24 protein-coding genes are annotated in these 22913 nt (G+C 60.0%); 18 read left to right on the top strand and 6 right to left on the bottom strand.

Features of this window, described 5'->3' with window-relative positions; genetic code table 11:
- Positions 1–114 precede the first annotated feature (114 nt).
- Complete coding sequence (locus PZ897_RS03115) at positions 115–561, bottom strand: DUF6163 family protein (protein WP_275749889.1); 447 nt, start codon at positions 559–561, stop codon at positions 115–117.
- A 220-nt stretch (positions 562–781) separates the two neighbouring features.
- On the opposite strand from PZ897_RS03115, the gene hemB reads away from it, so the two are divergent.
- The 6 genes from hemB to PZ897_RS03145 all read left to right on the top strand — a co-directional run bounded on the left by hemB (position 782) and on the right by PZ897_RS03145 (position 7152).
- Positions 782–1837 (top strand): porphobilinogen synthase, encoded by a 1056-nt coding sequence (gene hemB, locus PZ897_RS03120; protein WP_275749890.1) that lies wholly within the window; start codon positions 782–784, stop codon positions 1835–1837.
- Between the two features lie 113 nt (positions 1838–1950).
- Positions 1951–2421, top strand: coding sequence for an RDD family protein (locus PZ897_RS03125; RefSeq protein ID WP_275749891.1), 471 nt, complete (start codon positions 1951–1953; stop codon positions 2419–2421).
- Between the two features lie 310 nt (positions 2422–2731).
- The gene (locus tag PZ897_RS03130) at positions 2732–4552 is read left to right on the top strand and encodes an SLC13 family permease (protein WP_275749892.1); all 1821 of its coding nucleotides are present in this window, start codon (positions 2732–2734) and stop codon (positions 4550–4552) included.
- Between the two features lie 19 nt (positions 4553–4571).
- Complete coding sequence (locus PZ897_RS03135) at positions 4572–5321, top strand: arginyltransferase (protein WP_275749893.1); 750 nt, start codon at positions 4572–4574, stop codon at positions 5319–5321.
- Between the two features lie 99 nt (positions 5322–5420).
- Positions 5421–6332 (top strand): DMT family transporter, encoded by a 912-nt coding sequence (locus tag PZ897_RS03140; protein WP_275749894.1) that lies wholly within the window; start codon positions 5421–5423, stop codon positions 6330–6332.
- 88 nt (positions 6333–6420) lie between these two features.
- Positions 6421–7152 (top strand): DUF3750 domain-containing protein, encoded by a 732-nt coding sequence (locus tag PZ897_RS03145; protein WP_275749895.1) that lies wholly within the window; start codon positions 6421–6423, stop codon positions 7150–7152.
- Positions 7153–7158: 6 nt separating this feature from the next.
- Here PZ897_RS03145 and parC read toward each other — a convergent pair whose 3' ends face one another.
- A complete protein-coding gene (gene parC, locus PZ897_RS03150) occupies positions 7159–9405 on the bottom strand; it encodes a DNA topoisomerase IV subunit A (protein ID WP_275749897.1) in 2247 nt (748 codons plus the stop codon).
- 446 nt (positions 9406–9851) lie between these two features.
- On the opposite strand from parC, the gene PZ897_RS03155 reads away from it, so the two are divergent.
- Positions 9852–11075 (top strand): hypothetical protein, encoded by a 1224-nt coding sequence (locus PZ897_RS03155; protein ID WP_275749899.1) that lies wholly within the window; start codon positions 9852–9854, stop codon positions 11073–11075.
- Positions 11076–11276: 201 nt separating this feature from the next.
- Positions 11277–11429 carry a hypothetical protein gene (locus PZ897_RS03160; RefSeq protein ID WP_275749901.1) on the top strand — a complete coding sequence of 51 codons (153 nt, stop codon included), beginning with the start codon at positions 11277–11279 and terminating at the stop codon, positions 11427–11429.
- A 196-nt stretch (positions 11430–11625) separates the two neighbouring features.
- Here PZ897_RS03160 and aspS read toward each other — a convergent pair whose 3' ends face one another.
- Entirely contained in the window at positions 11626–13416 is a 1791-nt protein-coding gene (gene aspS / locus PZ897_RS03165) for an aspartate--tRNA ligase (RefSeq protein WP_275749903.1), read from the bottom strand.
- A 390-nt stretch (positions 13417–13806) separates the two neighbouring features.
- Between aspS and rnd the strand changes: the two genes are divergently transcribed.
- Positions 13807–14952 carry a ribonuclease D gene (gene rnd / locus PZ897_RS03170; RefSeq protein WP_275749904.1) on the top strand — a complete coding sequence of 382 codons (1146 nt, stop codon included), beginning with the start codon at positions 13807–13809 and terminating at the stop codon, positions 14950–14952.
- A 14-nt stretch (positions 14953–14966) separates the two neighbouring features.
- Here the strand turns inward: rnd and PZ897_RS03175 are convergent, their stop codons facing one another.
- Positions 14967–16262, bottom strand: a complete 1296-nt coding sequence (locus tag PZ897_RS03175) for a cyclopropane-fatty-acyl-phospholipid synthase family protein (protein WP_275749905.1) — start codon at positions 16260–16262, stop codon at positions 14967–14969.
- A gap of 300 nt (positions 16263–16562) precedes the next feature.
- Here PZ897_RS03175 and PZ897_RS03180 point away from each other — a divergent pair, with 300 nt between their 5' ends.
- The 7 genes from PZ897_RS03180 to PZ897_RS03210 all read left to right on the top strand — a co-directional run bounded on the left by PZ897_RS03180 (position 16563) and on the right by PZ897_RS03210 (position 20651).
- Positions 16563–17183 (top strand): TetR/AcrR family transcriptional regulator, encoded by a 621-nt coding sequence (locus PZ897_RS03180; RefSeq protein WP_275749907.1) that lies wholly within the window; start codon positions 16563–16565, stop codon positions 17181–17183.
- Entirely contained in the window at positions 17180–17605 is a 426-nt protein-coding gene (locus PZ897_RS03185) for a VOC family protein (RefSeq protein WP_275749909.1), read from the top strand. The genes PZ897_RS03180 and PZ897_RS03185 overlap by 4 nt, the downstream gene beginning before the upstream one ends.
- A 27-nt stretch (positions 17606–17632) precedes the next feature.
- Positions 17633–18328 carry a DUF899 domain-containing protein gene (locus PZ897_RS03190; RefSeq protein ID WP_275749910.1) on the top strand — a complete coding sequence of 232 codons (696 nt, stop codon included), beginning with the start codon at positions 17633–17635 and terminating at the stop codon, positions 18326–18328.
- 121 nt (positions 18329–18449) lie between these two features.
- The gene (locus tag PZ897_RS03195) at positions 18450–18593 is read left to right on the top strand and encodes a DUF4287 domain-containing protein (protein WP_275749912.1); all 144 of its coding nucleotides are present in this window, start codon (positions 18450–18452) and stop codon (positions 18591–18593) included.
- A gap of 110 nt (positions 18594–18703) precedes the next feature.
- Positions 18704–19630, top strand: coding sequence for a VOC family protein (locus PZ897_RS03200; RefSeq protein ID WP_275749914.1), 927 nt, complete (start codon positions 18704–18706; stop codon positions 19628–19630).
- 18 nt (positions 19631–19648) lie between these two features.
- Positions 19649–20002, top strand: a complete 354-nt coding sequence (locus PZ897_RS03205; protein WP_275749915.1) for a DUF1428 domain-containing protein — start codon at positions 19649–19651, stop codon at positions 20000–20002.
- 370 nt (positions 20003–20372) lie between these two features.
- Entirely contained in the window at positions 20373–20651 is a 279-nt protein-coding gene (locus PZ897_RS03210; protein WP_275749916.1) for a YrhK family protein, read from the top strand.
- Positions 20652–20659: 8 nt separating this feature from the next.
- Here PZ897_RS03210 and PZ897_RS03215 read toward each other — a convergent pair whose 3' ends face one another.
- On the bottom strand, positions 20660–20881 hold the full coding sequence (locus PZ897_RS03215; protein ID WP_275749918.1) for a hypothetical protein: 222 nt from the start codon (positions 20879–20881) through the stop codon (positions 20660–20662).
- A gap of 787 nt (positions 20882–21668) precedes the next feature.
- Here PZ897_RS03215 and PZ897_RS03220 point away from each other — a divergent pair.
- Positions 21669–22007 (top strand): hypothetical protein, encoded by a 339-nt coding sequence (locus PZ897_RS03220; protein WP_275749920.1) that lies wholly within the window; start codon positions 21669–21671, stop codon positions 22005–22007.
- Positions 22008–22063: 56 nt separating this feature from the next.
- Positions 22064–22567 (top strand): hypothetical protein, encoded by a 504-nt coding sequence (locus PZ897_RS03225; protein WP_275749922.1) that lies wholly within the window; start codon positions 22064–22066, stop codon positions 22565–22567.
- Here the strand turns inward: PZ897_RS03225 and PZ897_RS03230 are convergent.
- Positions 22560–22868 (bottom strand): hypothetical protein, encoded by a 309-nt coding sequence (locus PZ897_RS03230; RefSeq protein WP_275749924.1) that lies wholly within the window; start codon positions 22866–22868, stop codon positions 22560–22562. The genes PZ897_RS03225 and PZ897_RS03230 overlap by 8 nt on opposite strands.
- Positions 22869–22913 lie beyond the last annotated feature (45 nt).

A 22913-nucleotide genomic window follows, 5' to 3' on the forward strand; every position in this document is an offset into this window, starting at 1 on the left:
TCACTGTTGTGGTGGCGGCTTTTGTTCCCGCCTTGAGACAGACCCTATCGAATACGCCTAAAATTCTACTTAAACTGCAAGCTTAACAGCGGGTTACCTGAGGCCTACCGGCAATCAAAGTGAATCAGGTCTTACCAGCCTGACGGCCTGACGCCGCTTGATCAGCAAGGCCACCCGGAATCCGAGATAGACCGAGATCACCAGCGCGTGGGCGATCACCAACATCGGGCGCTCGCCAAACCAGATCGGGAATCCTTCATGCATGATGATTTCGGACCCTGCCGCCACCACCCAGATGACCGGGCCCCAGGAGACCTGCATCCACAGTCCGACCGCGGCCACCGGCAGCAGCACCGCCAGCGAAGCGGACGCCAGTTGCCAGTAAGATGGTATCAGGTCGAAACGGTACATGCCGCCATCGGAATAGCCGATCAGGCGACCCCAGTACTGCAGGCCGGCGAAGAGACAGCTCAGCGCCACCAGCCGCCCAAACAGCCGGAAACTGGCTTCAAGCGCGCCGGTGTCCGTATCCGGCGCGGTGCCAATCTGCAGTATCGCCATGGATGACGTCTCCTTATTCCCGCCTGCGGAAACCTATCCGCACGCCTGCCAGGCCGCAGTCATACCCAATCCGGCAATTGGGGCAACCCCGCGCCCAAGGTGAGATGATATGTCCGGCTTGACCACCCTGCCCCGGCTACGGTCTAAAGCATCAGACCAGAGACTGCGCGAGGGGCTGGGTTTACGCCGGCTGCGCCACTGAAGCCCAAGGATATTACTGATGAGCAAACACTCCAAGCATACGGAAGCAGGGTTGACGGCGGCGGCAGCCATCGATGTCGATGAGATCACCGGCCGCCGACGCATGCGGCGTACCCGCGTCGCCGACTGGTCGCGGCGGCTTGTGCGCGAAACCCGGCTGAGTGTCGACGACCTGATCTGGCCGATCTTCATCATTCCTGGCACGAACATCACCGAACCGATTGACGCCATGCCCGGCGTCAGCCGGATGAGCGTGGACAAGGCGGTGGAAGCGGCCAAGATGGCGGCCGATCTCGGCATTCCGGCGCTCGCCACCTTTCCCAATGAAGAGATGGACAGACGCGACGCGACCGGTTCGCACGTGCTCGATCCGGACAATCTGATCAATCAGGCCACAAGAGCCATCAAGAAGGCCGTGCCCAATCTCGGCATCATCACCGATGTGGCGCTCGATCCATTCACAGATCACGGCCATGACGGCATCCTGCGCGATGGCGAGATCGTCAATGACGAGACCGTGCGCCAGATCGCCGCCGCTGCCGTGCATCAGGCCGACGCGGGCGCTGACATCATCTCGCCCTCGGACATGATGGACGGACGCATCGGCGCAATCCGCCGGGCTCTGGATGCCAGTGGCCACCAGAACGTTGCGATCATGTCCTACGCGACCAAATTCGCGTCAGCCTGCTACGGCCCCTACCGCGAGGCGATCGGCACCTCGGGGCTGTTGAAGGGCGACAAGCGGACCTATTACCTCGATCCATCCAACGCCATCGAAGCCGTCCGCGATGCAGGTCTCGACGTCGACGAAGGCGCGGACATGCTGATCGTCAAGCCCGGCCTGCCCTATCTCGACATCTGCCGGGCGCTCAAGGACAGCTACGGCCTGCCAACCTTCGCCTATCAGGTGTCGGGTGAATATTCGATGATCAAGGCAGGGGCTGCGGCGGGCTACATCGACGGCGAGCGGATCATGATGGAGAAGCTGCTGGCGTTCAAACGGGCCGGCTGCGATGGCATCCTGACCTATTTCGCGCCCGAAGCCGCACGGCTGATCGGCAAAGGCCTCGGCTGAATGCATCAGCGTTGGCAGAGCAAAGCTGGCAGCCTACCCTTTAATTGCCGGTCTCGAGTTCCTACATCTGCCGGGTTGCGGACGCTCTGTCCGCCCCACAGCAGGAGTGCCTCGTGAGCCAACCGTTCCCAGATCGCGCAGATCAGCCAACCCTTGGCGCCTATGACGACATCGCGCTGTATGACGGTGTGCGCACCAAGCGCGTGCTGGCGTTTTTCATCGATTACGCCATCGTGCTGGCGCTGTGCGTGCCGATGGCGGTGCTGGTGTTCTTCATCGGCATCTTCACGCTGGGTCTGGGGTTCCTTCTCTATCCGGTGCTGTTCCTGCTGGTCGCCATTCCCTATGTCGGCCTCACAATGGGCGGGCCGACCCAGGCCACGCCCGGCATGCGGATGATGGGCATCCGCGTCGTCCGGCTCGATGGCCGCCCGGTCGACTTCATGCTCGCCATCGTCCATGGCGTGCTGTTCTGGGCGCTCAACGCCGTATTGACCCCGTTCATCCTGCTCGCCACCCTGGTGCTCGACCGCAAGCGGACCGTGCACGACTGGATGCTCGGCACCGTCGTGGTGCGGGGGTAGCTCCACCACAAGCCCTGGCGTTGCAGCCCGCCCCTCTCCCCTCGCAATCGCGGAAGTGATCGGCGGCCCGATGCAGGGTGTCTGTGTTGCAACAGGTGCAGACGGAAGCGGCTTTGGGACCCTGATCCTTGGCAACCGGTCGCTGGCTGGCGGCGAACCGTCAGGCGGATTGCCCGTTGCGCGGTTCGCTGAGCAATCGCACCGGCGATTGCGCCCAATCGACCGCATCTGAAATTTTCGTTCTAGGCGCAGGCCTGCGCGACACGGTAGAGTGGCGTTTAACACGCAACACCGGGGCCACCCTGTATCCATGCAAGAGTTTCATCTCATCGCCACTTTTGTCATCATCGTGGCAACCATCATCACCTACGCCTCCGAGCGCTGGCCGATGGAGACAGTCTCGCTGGTGTCGCTCGCTGCCATTCTCAGCCTGTTCGGCTTCTTCCCCTTTTCCGACCCGGACGGTGTGGCGCTGCAACCCGAACAGCTGTTGTCCGGGTTTTCCAATCCAGCGCTGGCCACGGTCATCGCCCTGCTGATTGTCGGACAGGGGCTTTTTGCCACCGACGCGATTGAGGCCCCGGCGCGCAAGCTGGCCCAGATGGGCGGCGCCGCCACATTCCGGCCGCTGCTGTTCATCCTGGTTGGCGCCGGGGTGTGTTCGGCGTTTCTGAACAACACGCCGGTGGTGGTGATCTTCATCCCGATCCTGGTGGTCATCTCGGCGCAACGCTCGATCTCGGCGAGCCGCGTGTTCATGCCGCTGTCCTTCATCACCATTTTGGGCGGCATGACGACGCTGATCGGGTCCTCGACCAATCTCCTGGTTGCCGGCGTGGTGCGCGATTATGGCATTGAGATCGGGTTTTTCGACATTACCGGCATGGGCATTCTGCTGGCGCTGGTGGGCGGTGTCTACGTGCTGGGTGTCCTGCCCCGGCTGCTGCCCGAGCGTCAGGCCGGGCTGGTGGTGGGCGCCAAATCCGGCGCGCAATTCATCGGCGAAGTCACGCTGACGCGGGATCATCCCTTTGTCGGCATCACCGCCAGAGCGGGCATGTTCCCCGGTCTCGGCGAATTGACGCTGCGGCTTCTGCAACGGCGCGACGTGCCGGTGCTGCCGCCGTTTGAGGATATGACACTGTCGGTTGGCGACACGCTGGTGGTGAGCGGCACCCGGCGCGCGTTTTCCAAGACCCTGGCGCGCGGCCGCGCCGGGCTGGAAGCCGAAGACGGTGCGGTTGCGACGTCCCAGCACGACCATCCGCCCGGGCCGGACTATCATCTGGCCGAAGCGGTAATCGCCCCGGGGTCGCGCTATGCCGGCCGAACCATCCAGCTTTCGGGCTTGCGGCCGCAATTCGGCATTTCCGTGCTCGGCGTTCAGCGCAAGAGCCGGATGGCGCGCTCCGCCATGTCCGATATCCGGCTCGAACCCGGCGACACCCTGCTGATCGGCGGGCCGATGGAAGCGATCAAGCTGCTGAGGGGCAATCATGATCTGTTGCTGCTCGAGCACTCGGCCGAAGCGGTGCCGCAATCGCGCAAGGCTCGTATTGCGGTGGCGATCTTTAGCGCAATCATCGTGTTGTCGGCATTCTCCATCGTGCCGATTGTGGTGGCAGCGATCTCCGGCGCGGTCCTGATGCTGCTGACCGGGTGCCTGACCATTTTGCAGGCCGGGCGCGCCTTCGACCGCCAGATCTTCCTGCTGGTCGGCTCATCGGTGGCTCTGGCCACAGCCCTGGAAGCCACCGGCGGCGCAGCGCTGATTGCCTCCAGCTCCTTGAGCCTGCTGCAAGGCGCCCCGGCAGGCGTCATTCTCTCAGGTCTGTTTCTGGTGATGGCGCTGCTGACCAATGTGCTGTCCAACAACGCCACGGCGGTGCTGTTCACGCCCATTGCCCTGGGCATCGCCAACGGCATGGACGTGTCTCCGGAACCCTTTGTCGCCGCCGTGATCTTTGCCTCGAACGCCTCGTTCGCCACCCCGATCGGGTACCAGACCAATCTGCTGGTGATGGGGCCCGGCCACTACCGGTTCAGCGATTTTTTGCGCGCAGGCACTCCGCTTGTGATCATCATCTGGTTGACCTTTTCGTTACTTGCGCCATGGTATTACGGACTATGATCAGCTTCGAAGCCCCGGCATGATGAACAAACCTATCAATTCGCCGCAGTTTTTTCTGACCGCGCCTTCGGCATGTCCCTATCTTGAAGGGCACAGCGAGCGGAAGGTGTTCACCCATCTGGTGGGGGAGAAAGCTGCGGACCTGAACGATTTGCTGACCCAGGGCGGGTTCCGTCGATCACAGAACATTGCCTATCGACCGGCTTGCGAGAGCTGCCGTGCCTGCGTCTCGGTACGCATCCTCGCTGGGGAGTTCGAACCAACAAAATCGATGCGGCGCAACCGGGCCATCAATGCCGACCTGGTGGCCAACGAATACCATGCCGAACCCTCGAGCGAGCAGTACAAACTGTTCCGCCGTTACCTCGACAGCCGTCATCAGCGTGGCGGCATGGCCGATATGAGCATCGGCGATTACGCGATGATGGTGGAGGATTCGCATGTCGAGACCCGGATCATCGAGTACCGCCTGCAGACCGAGGGCGACGGGCTGCGCGAGCGTCCGGCGGGTGAGCTGCTGGCTGTTGCGCTGACCGACCGGATGGGTGACGGGCTCTCCATGGTGTACTCGTTTTACGAACCAGACGAGTCAGCCCGATCGCTGGGAACCTACATGATTCTTGACCATATCGCCCGGGCCCGGGCATCCGGCCTGCCGCATGTCTATCTTGGCTATTGGGTCAAAGGCTCCCGCAAGATGGAATACAAGACCCGATTTCAGCCGCAGCAACACCTGATGGCGCAGGGCTGGCAGCGTTACGCGCCCTAGGCCTCTGGCGGGCCTTTCCCTGACGGCTCCGGCGCGGCATCACCTCATCCTCAACATCCCATCGGCCGATTCCCGGTTTCATCAGTAAAGTTGCTCTTCATGTCCGACCATTTTCAGCAAGCGGCCGACCACCGCAAGGGTCTTCTCATCACTGCCATCGGCGGGCTGGCACTGACCATCGACATTCCTCTGATCAAGCTGTCACAGGGCGAAGCCTGGTCTGTGGTCGCCTCTCGCGGCGGCTTGACCTTCTTTGCCGCCCTGATCATGTGGGCCGGCCTGCGGCTTTTCACCTCAAATCGGGATCCGGTCATTCCGGGTCGAACCGGGTTGCTGGTGACCGGCCTGTACGGCATCGCCGCGGTCAGCTTCATGATGGCCGTGTTTCACACGACGACGGCCAATCTGGTGTTCATCCTGGCCTTCAACCCGATGTTTGCAGCGCTGATTGGCTGGCTGCTGATTGGGGAGCGGCCGAAACCCCAAACCTTCGTGGCGATGGCCGCAATGATCTTCGGCGTCGGCCTCATCGTGTCGGACGGGCTGCAGGCAGGCAACATGATCGGCAACCTGCTGGCCCTGTTTACATCGGTGATGCTGTCGCTGATCATCACCATCAGCCGGAAAGCGCGCACCGGCATGGGCTTTGCCCCGCTGTTTGCAGCCCTGGTCCCGTGCCTGGTCGGGCTGATCATGGTCGGCGGACCATCCGGGATCGTGTTGCCGCAACCGGGCTGGCTGGCACTCAACGGTCTCGTGATCATTCCCGTCGCGTTCTGGTGCCTTGCGACGGGACCGAAATACATTTCAGGACCGGAGGTCGCCATGTTCTATCTGCTTGAAACCATCCTGGCGCCGGTCTGGATGTGGATGATCTTCGCCGAAGCCCCGACGCGGCTTGGCCTGATCGGCGGCGCCATCATCGTCACCGCGCTGATCGCCCATTCGCTGTGGCAATTGTCCGCCCACCGGCGGGCCGCGCGGAGCTTCGCCCCACGCCATCCGATGTAACCCCCTGCCCTAATATCGTCGAATGGCCATGGTCCAATCCGACAGTCGCAACGCCCTGGATCCGCACTTGGCCCGATTGAAGACATTCATGCTCTTGCTGCTCCTGTGCTTCATCGCGCCGGCTCTGGCTTCGCTGGGTGTGCGCGCCGCCAGTTCGCAGCCCGGTTCGTGGCGCGCCGCTGACTGGTCATCAGCCGGTATCCTGCCTGCGGCCACCGCTGGCGGACCTGCCGCACTCTATGTGATGAGCGCGCGAACCGGCGGCCTGAAAGGCGGGCTTGCCGTGCATAGCTGGATCGTCACCCGACAGCGAGGCGACAGTCATTACACCCGCTACGACAAGGTCGGCTGGGGCGCCCCGATCCGGACCAATGCCTATCCGGCTGACGGACGCTGGTACTCCAATGCGCCCGAGATCCTGCTCGCGCTTTCAGGAGAGGATGCGGCGCGGCTGATCCCGCAAGTTCAGGCCGCTGTTCTCGCCTATCCCTATGCGCAGCGCGGTGACTACAGGATCTGGCCGGGTCCGAACTCCAACAGCTTTGTCGCCCATGTGCTGCGAAGCGTGCCCGATCTGGGCGTGGCGCTGCCGCCGGAGGCGGTCGGCCGCGACTACCGCTCGTTCGGCGATTTCGTCACGCTGTCGCCGGACTGGCACAATCTCGAACTCTCGCTCGGCGGTTATGCGGGGATTGCAATAGGCGCGCTCTACGGGATCGAATTTCGCCTTGGCGGGCTGGTGTTCGGGATCGACATCGCCGATCCGGCACTGAAACTGCCCGGATTCGGACGGATCGAGATCGGACACTCGTCTGCCTGACTGATATCAGCTGAACCTGCCCGAACGCGGGAAGCCCTTTGGCACCAGGCGGCCGGCCTGGGCGCGGTCGGCGATCCACTCGACCAGTTCTTCCTTCCTGCGGTTGTGCATACGCCCGGCGCTGTCTTCCCAGGTGAGCCCCTCCTCCATCGCAAAGCAGCGGGCATCGGCTATGCCGCCATCCTTGTAGCGCTGCAGACGCACGCCCTTGCCGCGGCTCATTTCCGGCAGCTGCTCGAGCGGGAAAACCAGCATCTTGCGGTTCTCGCCGATGACAGCAACATGGTCACCGCTCACAGGTACGCAGAGCTTCATCTCGTCAGGCAGGCTGACATTCATGATCTGCTTGCCCTTGCGGGTGTTGGCGACCATGTCGCTCTCGGACACGATGAAACCATTGCCGCGCGTGGAGGCAACCAGCAGCTTGCGCGCCGGATCATGAACAAACGCGGAAAGCACCGCCTGATCATTGTCCATGTCGACAATGATGCGCAACGGCTCGCCATGCCCGCGTCCGCCCGGCAACCGATCGGCGCCAAGCGTGTAGGCCTTGCCGCCGGTGGTGACAATGACGATCTTGTCGGTGGTGTTGGCGTGGAAGGCGAGCTTCAGTGAATCGCCATCCTTGAACTGCAGGCTGGCAAAATCGGCCATGTGGCCCTTCATGCCGCGAACCCAGCCCTTTTCCGAGATCACCACCGTGATCGGCTCTTTCTCGATCATGGCCTGCTCGATAGCGGCGAGATCGGCGACCGGGGCTTCGGCAAATCTGGTACGGCGGGCGCCGAGCTCGGTTTCCTTGGAGAAGGTCTTGCGCACCTTGCCGACTTCCCAGGCGACGGTTTGCCATTGTTTGGAATCGGAGGCGAGCAATGCCTCGATTTCAGCCTTCTCATCGGTCAGGCCATCGAACTCCTTGCGGATTTCGAGTTCCTCAAGCTTGCGCAACGAGCGCAGCCGCATATTCAGAATTGCTTCGGCCTGGATCTCGTTCAGCTCGAAGGCCTTCATCAATTCGAGTTTTGGCTCATCCTCCTCGCGAATGATGCGGATCACTTCGTCGAGATTGAGATAGGCGATCAGATAGCCCGCCAGCAGCTCCAGACGCCGTTCAATCGCCGCCAGCCGGTGCCGTGAGCGGCGTTGCAGCACCTCGCGGCGGTGCCCCAGCCATTCCGACAGAACCTCGACCAGGTTCATCACCTTGGGCACCTTGCCCATGGACAGCACATTGAGGTTGAGCGGAATGCGGTTTTCGAGATCGGTGAGACGGAACAGCGATTCCATCAGCAGGGTCGGATCCACGGTGCGGCTCTTGGGCACCAGCACCAGGCGGACGTCTTCTGCGGATTCGTCGCGGACATCATCAAGCAACGGCAAGCGGCGGGCAATCAGCAGTTCGGCGATTTTCTCGATCAATCGCGATTTCTGCACCTGATAGGGCATCTCGGTGATGACGATCTGATAGCCGCCGCGGCCGGTCTCCTCGGTCTCCCATTTGGCACGAACCCGGAAGCCGCCCCGCCCGGTCTGGTACGCCTCGAGAATGGACGCGCGGCTGTCGATGACCACCCCGCCCGTGGGAAAATCCGGACCTTCGACATAGTGCAGCAGATCTTCGACCGTGGCGTCGGGCTTGCGGATCAATGCCAGCGCCGCATCGCACAGTTCGGCAGCGTTGTGCGGCGGGATCGAGGTGGCCATGCCCACAGCGATGCCGGTGGCGCCATTGGCAAGCAGGTTTGGAAACGCGCCCGGCAGCACCACCGGTTCGCTGTTTTCCTCGTCATAGGTGTCGCGGAAATCGACCGCATCCTCGTTGATGCCCTCGATCAGAAGTTCGGCAACCGCGGTCATCTTGGATTCGGTGTAGCGCATTGCCGCGGCGCTATCGCCGTCGATATTGCCGAAATTGCCCTGTCCGTTGGCCAGGGGATAGCGCACAGAAAAATCCTGCGCCAACCGCACCAGGGCGTCATAGATCGACTGGTCGCCGTGGGGGTGGAAGTTACCCATCACCTCACCGACAATCTTGGCGGACTTCTTGAATGACCCGGCTGATTTCAGCCCCATTTCGCTCATCGCGTAGACGATGCGGCGATGCACCGGCTTCATACCATCGCGAACATCGGGCAATGCCCGGTGCATGATGGTCGAGAGCGCATAGGCCAGATAGCGCTCCTCGAGCGCTTTTTTCAGGTCAACGGCTTGAATGTGGTCGCCCCCACCGGGCGGAAGCAGGCTTTTTCCCATGACGAGGGGTTAACGGAAGCACTGATTCGGAGCAAGAGGCCGGCCGCAACTGCCGCATAGCCAGCGTTCTTCACCCCGGTATCGACTTGCCTGGACCAGATTCGCCCTGGTCACAGTGCGATCGGGCGGCAGCACACCGCACGATTCCGGGTCTGCGCGAAATTGCCGGTGAGCAATCTGACGGGATGCCCCGCCGATCTCAGCGCCCCTGGGGATGAGATCGGATGCAACCGCGCTGCCGGCGCGGTTTTGATCAGTGCAAACGAGAGCGTAAGGCCGCTTCTGGCGGGGCTGCACCTGTGGATCGGGAAAGTTGCACGGCACCCTGATTGCGGCCATAGATACACCATAAAGCTGTGGACGATTGAACGATACGTCTGGCCCCCACACCTATATGAGCAGCTTCGTGATTAGGATACTGGTCAAGCCAGCAGAAGGAATTTTCAATGACATTTCAACTCAATACAAGACGTTTGCTCTCCTCGGTCGTGCTCGTGGCTGCGTTGTCGAGCTTTGCATTGCCGGCCCTGGCGCTTGACCCCGATGATTTCGCCACAAAATTCGCAGCCGTGGCCAGCCAGGGCGGCGCCCAGATGAGCTTCGCATCGATAGAGCCGGCCGGCGGCGCCATTGTGTTGAAGTCGATGCGGTTCGAAGCTCCCGGCCAGCCAGCCGTCGAGCTGGGTGACGTCACATTCAATGGCGTCGAGGAAATAGAGGACGGCAGCTACTTCGTCGACCAGACCGGGTTTGACGACATCGAATTCCGCAGTGGCCCTGCCAAGGTTTCGATTTCGGATCTGGAAATCTCCGGCCTCGTCATTCCGGCTGAAGCGGTTTTTGACACGCTCGACAACATCCTGTTCTACGAGAGTTTCTCGACAGGCAAAATCAACGTCGAACAGGATGGCGCTGACGTGTTTTCGATGGCCAGCCTGGATCTCGACGTCGATCGCGCGGACGACGATTCAAGGGTCGCCATCGAGATGACCGGCTCCGGCATCGGGATTGATCTCGGCCAGATTGACGATGCGAAGGCAAAACAGGCGCTCGCAGACCTTGGCTATACCTCCTTGACCGGCGACCTCAAGCTCGACGCCGCGTGGGAAGTCGAACCGGGGACCATCAATCTGCGCGAATACTCGCTCACCCTCGATGAGGTTGGCCGTATCGCCATGTCGCTGCACATCTCCGGTTACACGCTCGACTTCATCCAAGCCATGCAAGAGGCCCAGACCGGAGCTGCCTCAAGTCCGGATTCACAGGCAACCCAGCAAGCCATGGGATTTGCGATGATGGGCATGCTGCAGCAACTCAGCTTCAATTCGGCCTCGATCCGCTTTGACGATGCCTCGGTTACCGAAAAGGCCCTTTCCTACGCAGGCAAGCAACAGGGTATTTCGGGCGAGCAGATGCGCCAGTCGGTGAAATTCATGTTGCCATTGATGCTGGGGCAACTGGGCATTCCGGCGCTGCAGCAGCAGATTTCAGAGGCTGCAAGCGTCTATCTCGACAATCCCCAGAACCTGACCATTTCAGCAAGGCCGGCCAGTCCGGTTGCGGTGCCGATGATCATGGGTGCCGGCATGGGCAACCCCAAATCCCTGGTCGACCTGCTCAATGTGCAGGTGACCGCCAATGATCCGGTCGAGTTCTGCTGCAAGGAATGACCGAGGCCGATCGCAACAGCCGGGTGCATGGAACCGGGCTGTTGCCCATCCCGTGCCGCGGCATGACGGCACAAGGGCCGGGATAGAGGCCCGCTGGTCTTGTTTGTTGGCAGCAGCAAGCGCAGGGTGGCCAAATCAAACCAGAGCTTGATGCCTGCGGCAACACGCTCGGTTCCCCTCCTTACATGCACTGGACACACCATGATCCGCTTCAAGGCAATACCGGAACAAAAGCCGGTGGCGACGCCGGCACCCAAGACCGCAAAGGCGCCGCGCAAGACCAAGGGCAAAGCGCCCGAGCCCGGGGACGACCTGCTCGATCTCGCAACAGACGCGCCGGATGACAAGGACTGACCAGCGCTGCAAGCATCCGTCGACGCGTCGCCTACAGATAAAAAAGCCCGGGAAACATAAGCTTGCCCGGGCTTTTTGTTGGATTGATTCCAGGAACGCCGACTCCGCCGCGCCTCCAGTTGGATGCGCGGCGGTGTCTCAGTTTCAATCAATGCCTGGGCTCTATCGTTCAAATGACTCCATTTGAACACGCCATTCATTGGTCAGGCTTGGGCGGGATCGGTCGGATCGAAAGATCGCGCAGCTGCGCCGGCGAGGCCGGGCTCGGGGCGCCCATCAGCAGATCCTGGGCCTGCTGGTTCATCGGGAACAGCGCCACTTCGCGCAGATTCTTGGCGCCGACAATCAGCATGATCACCCGGTCGACGCCGGCTGCCATGCCGCCATGCGGCGGCGCGCCGTACTGGAAGGCGCGGTAGAGGCCGCCGAAGCGCTCTTCGACATCGGCCTGGCTGAGACCCACCTTCTCGAACGCCTTGACCATCAGCTCGGGCGACTGGTTCCGGATCGAGCCGGAGGCGATCTCGAAACCGTTGCAGACCAGATCATACTGATAGGCCTTGAGCGTCAGCGGGTCCTGGTTCTCGAGCGCGTCCATGCCGCCCTGGGGCATGGAGAACGGGTTGTGGGCGAACTCGATCTTCTTGGTCTCCTCGTCCCATTCATAGAACGGAAAGTCGACGATCCAGCACAATTCGAACCGGTCATGGTCAACCAGCTTGAGCTCTTCCCCGGCGCGGGTGCGGGCGTCGCCGGCAAAGCGGGCGAACTTGTCCGGGTCCCCTGCTGCAAAGAAACAGGCATCGCCATCCTCAAGTCCAAGCTGGATGCGGATCGCCTCGGTGCGTTCGGGTCCGATGTTCTTGGCGATCGGGCCGGCGCCCTCGAGATTGTCGCCTTCCTTGCGCCAGAAGATATAGCCCAGCCCCGGCTGGCCCTGGCCTTGCGCCCAGGAGTTCATCCGGTCACAAAACGCGCGGGAGCCACCGGTCTTGGCCGGAATCGCCCAGACCTCGACCTTGGGGTTGTTGGCGATCATGCCGGCAAACACCTTGAAGCCGGAACCGGCAAAGTGCTCGGTGACCGACTGCATCTCGATCGGGTTACGCAGATCCGGCTTGTCGGAACCATATTTGCGCATCGCCTCGGCATGGGGAATGCGGCGGAATTCCTGCGTCACAGGCTTGCCTTCGGCAAACGCCTCAAACACGCCGCGCATCACCGGCTCCATCGTGTCCCAGACATCTTCCTGGGTGACGAAACTCATTTCCACATCGAGTTGGTAGAACTCGCCGGGAAGACGGTCGGCGCGCGGGTCTTCATCGCGGAAACAGGGCGCGATCTGGAAATAGCGGTCGAAACCGGCAACCATCAGCAGTTGCTTGTAGAGCTGCGGCGCCTGCGGCAAGGCGTAGAACTGGCCGGGATGGATCCGGCTTGGCACCAGAAAGTCACGTGCGCCTTCGGGCGAGGACGCGGTCAGGATCGGCGTGGCGTATTCGGCAAAGCCAATCTCGGTCATGCGGGTGCGCATGTCGGCGATGACCTTGGTGCGCGTGACAATGTTGCGGTGCAGCGTTTCGCGGCGCAAATCGAGAAAGCGGTATTTGAGGCGCACATCCTCGGGATAGTCGGGCTCGCCAAACACCGGCAAGGGCAATTCCTTGGCCGCCGACAGGATTTCGATTTCCTGGGCAAAGACTTCAATCTCGCCGGTGCCGAGATTGGCGTTGATGGTATCGGAGGTGCGCTCCTTGACCACGCCATCGACACGGATCACCCATTCGCCACGCACGGTTTCCGCCGCCTTGAAGGCTGGCGAATCGGGGTCGGCAACAATCTGCGTCAGACCGTAATGATCGCGCAAATCGATGAACAGCAGGCCGCCATGGTCGCGCACGCGGTGCACCCAGCCCGACAGGCGGACCGTGGCGCCAGTGTCGCTCTTGCGGAGCGCGGCGCAGGTATGGGAACGGTAGGGATGCATGACAAGTCCTCGATGGCTGGAACCAGTGGGTAAAACCGGCGGATTGACGGGGTGCGACACAGCCTCGTATCGCCACCTCGGCGCACGGTAAAAATCGCGCGGAAAAGCGCATGACCCACCCGGTTTGTCAAGGTGGAAGGGCGCTTTGTCGCTGTACGGAGACCGGTCTGATGTACTTTGCCGGGATTTCGGCGCGACCGCCAGGCAAATGCGATCTGGCACCTGGCTTCCAGTTTGACGCCTGCGGCAGGTTCTGAAACCGCTGCCTGCCCTGCTCAAGCCTCTGATCACCGCCGATGGTTTGCAGTCCGTCAACTGCCAATCAGCCTCACATTCAACTCCGTGGGACAAGACAAACCGAAAAAATCCCGCTAAAGGCCAAACATGGACATGATTACAACAACCGAGGCGCTTGCCGCCTTTTGTGCCCGCCTTGCCAGCCACGACTATGTCACCGTTGACACCGAGTTCCTGCGTGAGACGACGTATTGGCCCGAGCTCTGCCTTATCCAGATGGCCGGACCGGAGGACGAAGGTATTGTCGATCCTCAGGCCGATGGCATTGATCTTAAACCATTTTTTGACCTGATGGCAGACGCCTCGGTGACCAAGGTGTTTCATGCCGCGCGTCAGGATATCGAAATCGTCGTCAAGCTCGGCGATCTGGTGCCGCACCCGATTTTCGACACGCAGGTCGCGGCAATGGTCTGCGGATTCGGCGAATCAATTTCCTATGACCAGCTGGTTTCCCGGATCACCGGCGCATCCATCGACAAGTCGTCGCGGTTTACCGACTGGAGCCGCCGACCGTTGAGCGACAAGCAACTTGATTATGCGCTCGCCGATGTCACCCATCTGCGCGACGTCTATCTCGAACTTGTCACCCGCCTCGAGACGGAAAACCGCCGTCACTGGGTGAACGACGAGATGGCAGTGCTGGAATCGCGCGCCACCTATGAAATCAAGCCCGAAGACGCCTGGAAGCGGTTGAAAATGCGGGTAAAGAAGCCGATCGAGCTCTGTGTGCTTCAACACGTGGCGGCGTGGCGCGAACGCGAGGCGAAGAGCCGCAATGTTCCGCGCGGCCGGGTGATCAAGGACGATGCGATCTATGAAATCGCACAGCAGCAGCCCAAGGACAGTGAAGCGCTGTCCCGACTTCGCACAATTCCGCGCGGCTTCGAGCGCTCGGCTCAGGGCGCCAAGCTTATCGAGCTCGTGAACACGGCGCTGCAAACGCCGAAGGACGACCTGCCGCGTCTGCCACGTCAACGGCAGACGCCCGAAGGCGCACAGGCAGCCGTGGAGCTGTTGCGGGTGCTGCTCAAGCTGACGGTCGAGAAGGAAAATGTCGCGGCCAAGATCATTGCGACCTCGGATGATCTTGAGTCCATCGCCATCGATGGCGATGCCGCTGATGTCGCGGCGCTGAAGGGCTGGCGCAAGGAACTGTTCGGCGATCAGGCGCTCAAGCTCATTCGTGGCGAGGTGGCGCTCAGGTTTGCTGACAAGAAGGTCGAAGCGCTCGAACTTTAGGGGGCTTGTCTTCGTCAGCTGTACAGGTCGGCCCGGGTCGGCGGCAGGCCCGCCGGCCCCCGCCTCACCCGAGTTGTCACCGTCTGGTAAAGCCGCACCGTGTTGCGCTCGAAGGCGATCGAACAGCCGCCGAGATAGACCAGCCAGAGCCGTGTCTTGACCTCGCCGACCTCGGCCACGGCAGCGTCGTAATTGGCGAGCAGCCGGTCGTGCCAGAGCTTGCAGGTGCGCTGATAATGTTCGCGCCAGTTTTCCACATCGTGAACCTCGAAGCCGTGCTGTTCCAAGTTCATCACGGTGTTGCCGATGTGATCGAGCTCGCCGCCGGGAAAGATGTATTTGGTCAGCAGCGCGAATTCCCTGTTCTTCTTGCGGAAGGTCTTGGCATCCTTTTTGGCAGGTCTGGTGATGGCGTGATGCAGATAGATACCCTCGGGCTTTAGCACCCGGGCAATGGTTGCGTAATAGGTCGGGTAATTGTCGATGCCGATGGCTTCATGCATGCCGATCGAGGAAATCTTGTCGAACCGGCCTTCCACCTTGGCATAATCGAGCAGGATGAAATTGACGCGATCCGACAATCCAAGCTGATCGGCCCTGGCTCTGGCAAATTCCAGCTGGCGCACGGACAGCGTGACGCCGGTGACATGGACGCCATAATTGGCCGCCGCATAGAGCGCCAGAGAGCCCCATCCGAAGCCGATATCGAGCATGGTTTGGCCAGGTTTCAGCCGCAGTTTCCGGCAGATCATCTCCAGCTTGTCGCGTTGCAACTGGTGGATATCATTGTCCCAATCGGTGCAATAGCCGCAGGTGTAGACCATCTGATCGTCAAGAAACAGCTCATAGAATGCGTTGGAAACATCATAGTGATAGGCGATGTTCTTCCGGTTTTCCTCGGCATTGCCGTCGGAAGGTCTCTCCTCGGGCTGGTCGCTCAACGGCCACGGGCCGCCCTTGTCCACGAATAGAAATTTGCGCAGCGTGTTGAACACCTGAAATTTGCTGAGCTGTTTTCTAATTTCGCGCGTGCGCACCTTGGGCCGCCGCGCCACCAGATCGAACATGTCGCCGTTTTCGAAATCGATCCGTTTTGATACCCATAAATTCAGCAGGGTTTCGGGATTTGGAGAGCGCAACAGCGCGGCAACCAGCCCTTCGTCGGCCAAACGGATCGTAAACGCCTTGGGGTCCAGATCCTCGGGCACTGTCGAGCCGTCCCAGAGCCGGAAGCCAATATCCAGTTCAAGGATGCTCCGCGCATGGGTCACGAGTTTGCGGAAGCTCTTCAACCGGCTTTGTGCTGTCAAAACATCAATTCCTTTGATGGTGCATAGGCTGATCACGACAGATCTCGTTAGAGGCAAGACTATTCGCTTGCGGTAGAAAACACCATCGCCGACAGCATTTCACTGAATGACAATATCGCGATTCCACGCCTGCTGTGAGCTTCGTTGCCAAGTTTGCAACGCTGTCCACAGTGCCCTGAGGATCGGAAATGGCGCCAAAGGGCTGACCCGGTGGGACTTGGGCCCGGAACCCGGACCAGACTTCATTCGATTTGACAACATACCAACCAGTTGGTATGTGATTCACCAAAAGGAATTGTCATGCAAGCACGATCACCCCAGGCGAAAGAAAAACTGCTCACTTCCGCCTTGTCGGTCATCCGGACAAAAGGCTATTCGGGCACCACGGTTGATGAGCTCTGCGCCGCCGCCGGTGTAACCAAGGGGGCATTTTTCCATCACTTCAAGAGCAAGGAAGCGCTGGGCATTGCCGCCGCAGACTACTGGTCGGAATTCACCGGCGCGCTGTTTGCCTCGGCCCCCTATCACGACCATGCAGATCCGCTCGACCGGGTGCTTGCCTATATCGATTTCCGCCGCCTGCTGCTGTCGGGCGAGCTTCCCGATTACACCTGTCTGGTCGGAACCATGGTGCAGGAGACCTATCTGACCGCGCCTGCGATCCGAGATGCATGCCACGCCTCAATTGAAGGACATGCGCACACGCTTGCGCCCGACATTCAGGCAGCCATGGACGCGCGCGGCATGGATGACGCCGGCTGGACCGCAGAGAGCCTGGCGCTGCACACCCAGGTGGTGCTGCAGGGCGCCTTCATTCTCGCCAAGGCAGAAGACTCCGTTTCCGTCGCCATCGACAGCGTCGACCACCTCAAACGCTACGTGACACTGTTGTTCAACCAGCCAGTGGAGAAAGCCGCATGAGCAGTTCTTCCGATTACAAACGCCTGATGCGAGGCGTGATCCCCTATGTCACCGTCGAGGGTGCCGAAAAGGCCATCGAGTTCTACACCCGTGCCTTCGGCGCCGTGCTGCATGGCGAGGTGGCCCGCAGTGAGGACGGCCGGGTGCTCAACGCCAGTATCGAGATCAATGACGGAATGGTGATGCTGATGGACCCGTTTCCCGATCACGGAAGCGCCCCCTCATCGGGCAGCAATTTTCTGCTGCAACTGGTGATCGCCGATGGAGATCTCTGGTGGGACCGCGCGGTCGGGGCCGGCTGCGAGGTGGTCTCGCCGCTCAAGCTTGAATTCTGGGGCGACCGTTTCGGACGGGTCCGTGACCCCTTCGGACTGGAATGGGCTTTCAACGAACCAGCAATCGAAAAGCAACGGGCCGGTTGAGCACCGGTCATTTCAAGGGAGGATGACATGAACAGGATTGTCGACGAGGCCGAATGGATGGAGGCCCATGCGCGCCAACTGGCACAGGAAAAGGCCGCCACCGAGGCATTGGACCGCATTGCCGCCGATCGCCGGAGGCTGCCATGGCTCAGGGTCAAAAAGGACTACCGTTTCACCGGCCCGGCCGGAGGCACCGATCTTGAAGGCCTGTTCGAGGGCCGCAGCCAGCTGATCGTCTATCATCACATGCTCAAGCCGGCCGACCCTGCGCCGTGCGCCGGCTGCAGCATGTTCGGCGATCACATTCCGCATTTGGCCCATCTCAACGCCCGCGACGTGACACTCGCCTTCGTTGCACGGGCCCCGTCGCCGGAAATCGAACGCTACAAGCGACGCATGGGCTGGACCATGCCGTTCTACCAGAGCATTGACGGCTTCGGCGATGATTTCGGGATCGATGACGGTTTCGGCCTCAATGTCTTCCTGCGCACGGACCACGGCATCATGCGGACCTACTACACCAGCTACCGTGGCGTGGAGATGCTGGGCACACCGATGGCGCTGCTCGACATCACTCCCTATGGCCGCCAGGAAACCTGGCAGGATGCGCCGGAAGGCGTGGCTCAGGATGCACCTTATCAATGGTGGCGGCGCCACGACGAATATGATGCGCAGCCATCCGCGCCGAGTGCCGCGCGCCGGCTTACCTCAGCGCAGGCCTGACAGAAGGGTTGGACGGAGAATCAGGCCAAGGCCGATGCGGCGCCGAACTTCGACACCATCACCCCGTCACGCCGCCGCTGGTCCTGCGTGACGCGGAGCACCAACCTCGAGGAGCACAAGCATGAGTTTTCAGGCCTATCCTGATACCATCAAGGCAAAAACGGGAAAGACCCCGGACCAGCTCCGCCAGCTCGCGGAAACCCGCGGACTGCTCGAAGACCGCAAAGTCGCAAAGGGGGTGAAGGCCGGTGACGTGGTCGCATGACTGAAACAGGACTTTGATCTCGGCCGGGGCCACGCCATGGCGATCTGGGCGCTGTTTACAAACATCAAGCAGATGCCGGCCAAGTAGCCAGGCTGAACGGGAGGACTATCATGGGAAAACCCAATGGACATTCCAGGCAGATCATCACCCCCTTCCTCTGGTTTGACAGCCAGGCCGAGGAGGCGGCAAGGTTTTACACCGGCCTGTTTGCAAACAGCCGCATCACTCACCTGAGCCACTACGGCGAGGAAGGCCGCGAGGTGCACGGCCAGCCGGCAGGCAAGGTGATGGTGGCGGGGTTCGAACTCGCCGGCCAGCGCTTTTCCGGTCTCAATGGCGGACCGGCTTTCAAACCGACTCCGGCGATCTCGTTGTTTGTCCAGTTCGACACCGAGGAAGAAGTCAATGCCTTGTGGGCCGGACTCAGCGACGGTGGCGCTGTGCTGATGCCGCTCGACAGCTATGGGTGGAGCACGCGCTATGGCTGGCTCAATGACCGCTACGGCGTGTCCTGGCAGATCATGCTGCGCCAGGAGCAAGATGGAGGTCAGACAATTACACCGGCGCTGATGTTCTCCGAGGTCAAGTACGGCCGCGCCGCGGAGGCAATTGCGCATTACACCGGCATCTTTCCAGGATCCGCAACCGGACCGGTGCGGTATCGCGACGCGGCTGAGGGGGAAGACGCCGCTACGGTGCTGTTTGGCCACCTTACACTGTTCGGCCAGGAGTTCATCATCATGGACGCACCGGGGTCGCACGGTTTCAGATTCACCGAAGGCGTATCACTGATGGTGTCGTGCGAGACCCAGGCCGAGATCGACCGCTACTGGGACCAGCTCACCGCCGATGGCGGCCAGGCGAGCAAGTGCGGTTGGCTCAAAGACAAGTTTGGCGTTTCCTGGCAGATCACCCCGACCATCATGGAGCGGCTGATGGCGTCCAATGACCAGGCCACAGCCGACCGCCTGATGAAAGCAATGCTGACCATGGGCAAATTCGATATCACCGCACTGGTAGCGGCAGCCAGAGGTTAAACCAGAGAGGAGAGTAGCATGGCATATGTGAGCGGGTTCATGGCGGCGGTGCCGAATGACAAAAAGCAGGATTATCTCGACATGGCCAATATCGCAGCTGCGATATTCAAGGATCACGGCGCCACCCAGGTGGTCGAGGCATGGGGCGATGACGTCCCTGAGGGTAAACTGACCTCGATGCCGCTGGCGGTCCAGGCCAAAGACAACGAAACCGTGGTCTTCTCCTGGGTCTGGTGGCCCGACAAGGCAACCCAGACGGCAGGCATGGAAAAGGTGATGAAGGATTCGCGGATGAACTACGATCCGGAAACCATGCCGTTTGACGGCAAGCGCATGATCTACGGCGGTTTCGAGGTCATTCTCGACACTTAGGATCAAGTGCAAAGCCCTTAGGGTCTTGCCATCCCGGGATGCGGTTACCCCTCCAGGCCCTATCCCGGGATGATGTCTTACGGAAATATCATTTCGTCTGCAGCCCCAAACAAACTTTGAGCGCTGGCCCTTGCATTGGGGAACGGATACCTTATATTGGGATCAACAAAGAAATTTGTCTCCACCCTGACCACGGATGTACTGGCAGTGTGTGTAGAGGCAAGTCAGGAAGGTCGGTGCGAATTTCGCCCGGCCTTTTTCTTTGTTTAATCCTAATGTTTGTCGCATAGAAACGCCGTGACCGGTCAGACCCTTGCAGTCACTGACCATCGCCGCAACTCTGTCAACGACCCCAGGACACCAGGATCTCATGGCCCTATTCCAGCAAGACAGCGCGACCCGGACGCCGCAACAACGCAAGCTCTACGCACTTTACGAACTCACCTACACCATCGTTGACGCGGCGGCGGCGCTGTTCTTTCTGGTCGGCTCGATCCTGTTTTTCTATCAGTCCCAGCAGGACCCGGCGATCTGGCTTTTCGTTATCGGCTCGGCCTGTTTTGCATTGAAGCCGGTGTTGCGTGTGGTCCGCGAATTTCATCTGCTCGCGCTCGGCGACATCGATGACCTTGCCGCCCGCTACGAATAGCTGACAGCTCAGCCGATCCTGAAGCCGAGGCGTTTGCCGGTCAGCTTTGCAAGCTGCTGCAGACGGCCCTCAAGCCGTTCGCCGACAAGCCGGATCGCAAAGCCGCCGGGATCGAGATCCTCGGGCACTGTCGAGCCGTCCCACAGCCGGAAGCCGATATCGAGATCAAGTATGCTGCGCGCATGGGTGAGAAGTTTACGGAAGCTCTTCAACCGGCTTTGTGCTGTCAAAACATGAATCCCTTTGATGGGGCTGAGACTTGACCAAGATGGATCAAGGTTGAGACAGACTAATTGCTCGCCGCAAAAAACACCATCGGGCATAAAAATCCAACTGAGCTTGGGTCAGCGGGTCCGGGACTTTCGCACAGGGCAGTCAAGCATCGGGACCAGGTCGTGCAATGCACTCGGATCTGGTGGCGGGAGACGTGAAGGACTGCGAAACAATGCTGTTTGGCACGGTCAGCTCGACCGGTCGGCAGACACAAGAAAACAGCATGGTAAAGTCGGCGTCAGACTGCGCGGATGCAGCAGGATCGCGCAACCATACCGTTTGACCGCAAAACCGATGGGTTTGGGGGCGGATCCCAAGTTCCTGTCGACGCGCCAGGGCCGGCAAACCTGATCCTCACCGCGCGTTCGATCTCAGATCAGTGCGCCAGCGTCAGGCTTCTCCTGATACCGCTGACAGCGGACGACCAAACCACAGGCCGGGATATGTGCACAATGCTGCCATCCAGCAATGCCAGACTGCCGAACTTCAGATCACAGAACCTTGGACAGAGGACATCTATTGCGCCAAAGCCGGCAACCTCATCGGATGTGTTTCCGGCTTCAGCGACGTTACAATGGTCGCAACACATAGCACCAGCCCCTCGCTTGAAAATGCGAGTAGGTACAATTTAGTTCAAATTTTCAATACTTTAAGTTATAATGTCGCGCCGTTTTCCTTGAGTAATGGTTAACAATGTGTTAACAACACTAGCCCCATGTTTGGGGGGAGTACAAGGAGCAAACAATGATAGTCAAACTTACCTCAGCGTCATTGCTTTCTGTAATGGCCTTTTCTTTGGCAGTGACAGTGCCGATCCTTTCATCTGTGGATTCCGCGAGTGCGAAGACCTACACCACTCGGGAAAACATAAATCGCGACAAATGTTACCGTGTGAAGAAGGTACCGGCATTGGTCGAGTACAATACCCGCGGTATTAAGGTTCGCGATTCCTCGCGAAGCTGGACTGGAAACTTCGGCAAAAACGGCGGTATTGTTCGCGACAAATATCACCCAGATGTCTACATTCAGACCCGTCGCGTGCTTGAGGACGAACACACGACGTTGGTTCCGACATCTTGCTGATAAAACTTTAGGCGGTCGCTCCGCGACCGCCTTCACCAGTTGAAAAGGGGAAAACGATGGTACGCCTCAATGCAATTGCCAGTGGTATTTTCGGCCTGCTTGTCACAAGCGCGCCGGTGTCGGCGACCGACTTCACCGAGTTGAGCCTGTTTTTTGCGTCCTCTGCCACAATCCAGGCCGACGGCATGCAAGTGAGCACCAACGCGCCAACGTTGCAGGACAATGCCGTGCTCTCACCGGAAGATGTGTTCAAAGTCGCGTCAATTTCCAGTTCAACCTCTCAGCCGGGCGGACTGTTCAGGAATACGGAACTGGTTGTGAATATTCACAGCGCCTCTGATGACATCGCCCACACAGAGGTTCTGCATCACTGCACATCCCTGGATTTGGTCAATGACTCGAGCATGTTCGGACTGAGCGCTGAATGTGACCGGCAGAGATTTTCCTACTCGGTCAACGGCCACACCATTGTCATCTTGAAAAACGACAAGATTTTCAGGGAGTATGAGCTGGAAACCGGAAATTACATGATCAATGGGTATCCAGTGATCTTCAATTGAGGTTTCTGTTCCTGGCCATGTACTCAAACAGACCGAGTACATGGCTCGAAATCTCGTCCGGCCGGTTTCGGCGCGATTGCCCGACGTTGGTGCTGTATCTGAGATCCTGGCCGCTTTCACAGATCTCATCAAAAGGGAGTCCCTCTTCATAGCGAATGAAGCACCAGCCTCGCTGGTAGGGATAGGCGACCAGGATTTCCTGCTTGCCTGAATAGCCGAATGATGTCAGCCCGCCACCAGAAGTGCTGGCACATCCCGACGTTATCAGAATGACGAAAAGTACGGCCCAGCGAGTCACCATGGCTTGATCTCCTTGGTGAGCATTTATTAAGATTTATGGTTAATA

Source organism: Hoeflea sp. YIM 152468 (assembly GCF_029210485.1).
GTDB lineage: Bacteria > Pseudomonadota > Alphaproteobacteria > Rhizobiales > Rhizobiaceae > Hoeflea.

Excerpts from the sequence above, each read along its gene's own strand:
- PZ897_RS03115 (WP_275749889.1), bottom strand. The coding sequence starts at position 561 with ATGGCGATACTGCAGATTGGCACCGCGCCGGATACGGACACCGGCGCG.
- hemB (WP_275749890.1), top strand. The coding sequence starts at position 782 with ATGAGCAAACACTCCAAGCATACGGAAGCAGGGTTGACGGCGGCGGCA.
- PZ897_RS03130 (WP_275749892.1), top strand. The coding sequence starts at position 2,732 with ATGCAAGAGTTTCATCTCATCGCCACTTTTGTCATCATCGTGGCAACC.
- PZ897_RS03135 (WP_275749893.1), top strand. The coding sequence starts at position 4,572 with ATGATGAACAAACCTATCAATTCGCCGCAGTTTTTTCTGACCGCGCCT.
- PZ897_RS03140 (WP_275749894.1), top strand. The coding sequence starts at position 5,421 with ATGTCCGACCATTTTCAGCAAGCGGCCGACCACCGCAAGGGTCTTCTC.
- PZ897_RS03145 (WP_275749895.1), top strand. The coding sequence starts at position 6,421 with ATGCTCTTGCTGCTCCTGTGCTTCATCGCGCCGGCTCTGGCTTCGCTG.
- parC (WP_275749897.1), bottom strand. The coding sequence starts at position 9,405 with ATGGGAAAAAGCCTGCTTCCGCCCGGTGGGGGCGACCACATTCAAGCC.
- PZ897_RS03155 (WP_275749899.1), top strand. The coding sequence starts at position 9,852 with ATGACATTTCAACTCAATACAAGACGTTTGCTCTCCTCGGTCGTGCTC.
- PZ897_RS03160 (WP_275749901.1), top strand. The coding sequence starts at position 11,277 with ATGATCCGCTTCAAGGCAATACCGGAACAAAAGCCGGTGGCGACGCCG.
- aspS (WP_275749903.1), bottom strand. The coding sequence starts at position 13,416 with ATGCATCCCTACCGTTCCCATACCTGCGCCGCGCTCCGCAAGAGCGAC.
- rnd (WP_275749904.1), top strand. The coding sequence starts at position 13,807 with ATGATTACAACAACCGAGGCGCTTGCCGCCTTTTGTGCCCGCCTTGCC.
- PZ897_RS03180 (WP_275749907.1), top strand. The coding sequence starts at position 16,563 with ATGCAAGCACGATCACCCCAGGCGAAAGAAAAACTGCTCACTTCCGCC.
- PZ897_RS03185 (WP_275749909.1), top strand. The coding sequence starts at position 17,180 with ATGAGCAGTTCTTCCGATTACAAACGCCTGATGCGAGGCGTGATCCCC.
- PZ897_RS03190 (WP_275749910.1), top strand. The coding sequence starts at position 17,633 with ATGAACAGGATTGTCGACGAGGCCGAATGGATGGAGGCCCATGCGCGC.
- PZ897_RS03195 (WP_275749912.1), top strand. The coding sequence starts at position 18,450 with ATGAGTTTTCAGGCCTATCCTGATACCATCAAGGCAAAAACGGGAAAG.
- PZ897_RS03200 (WP_275749914.1), top strand. The coding sequence starts at position 18,704 with ATGGGAAAACCCAATGGACATTCCAGGCAGATCATCACCCCCTTCCTC.
- PZ897_RS03205 (WP_275749915.1), top strand. The coding sequence starts at position 19,649 with ATGGCATATGTGAGCGGGTTCATGGCGGCGGTGCCGAATGACAAAAAG.
- PZ897_RS03210 (WP_275749916.1), top strand. The coding sequence starts at position 20,373 with ATGGCCCTATTCCAGCAAGACAGCGCGACCCGGACGCCGCAACAACGC.
- PZ897_RS03220 (WP_275749920.1), top strand. The coding sequence starts at position 21,669 with ATGATAGTCAAACTTACCTCAGCGTCATTGCTTTCTGTAATGGCCTTT.
- PZ897_RS03225 (WP_275749922.1), top strand. The coding sequence starts at position 22,064 with ATGGTACGCCTCAATGCAATTGCCAGTGGTATTTTCGGCCTGCTTGTC.
- PZ897_RS03230 (WP_275749924.1), bottom strand. The coding sequence starts at position 22,868 with ATGGTGACTCGCTGGGCCGTACTTTTCGTCATTCTGATAACGTCGGGA.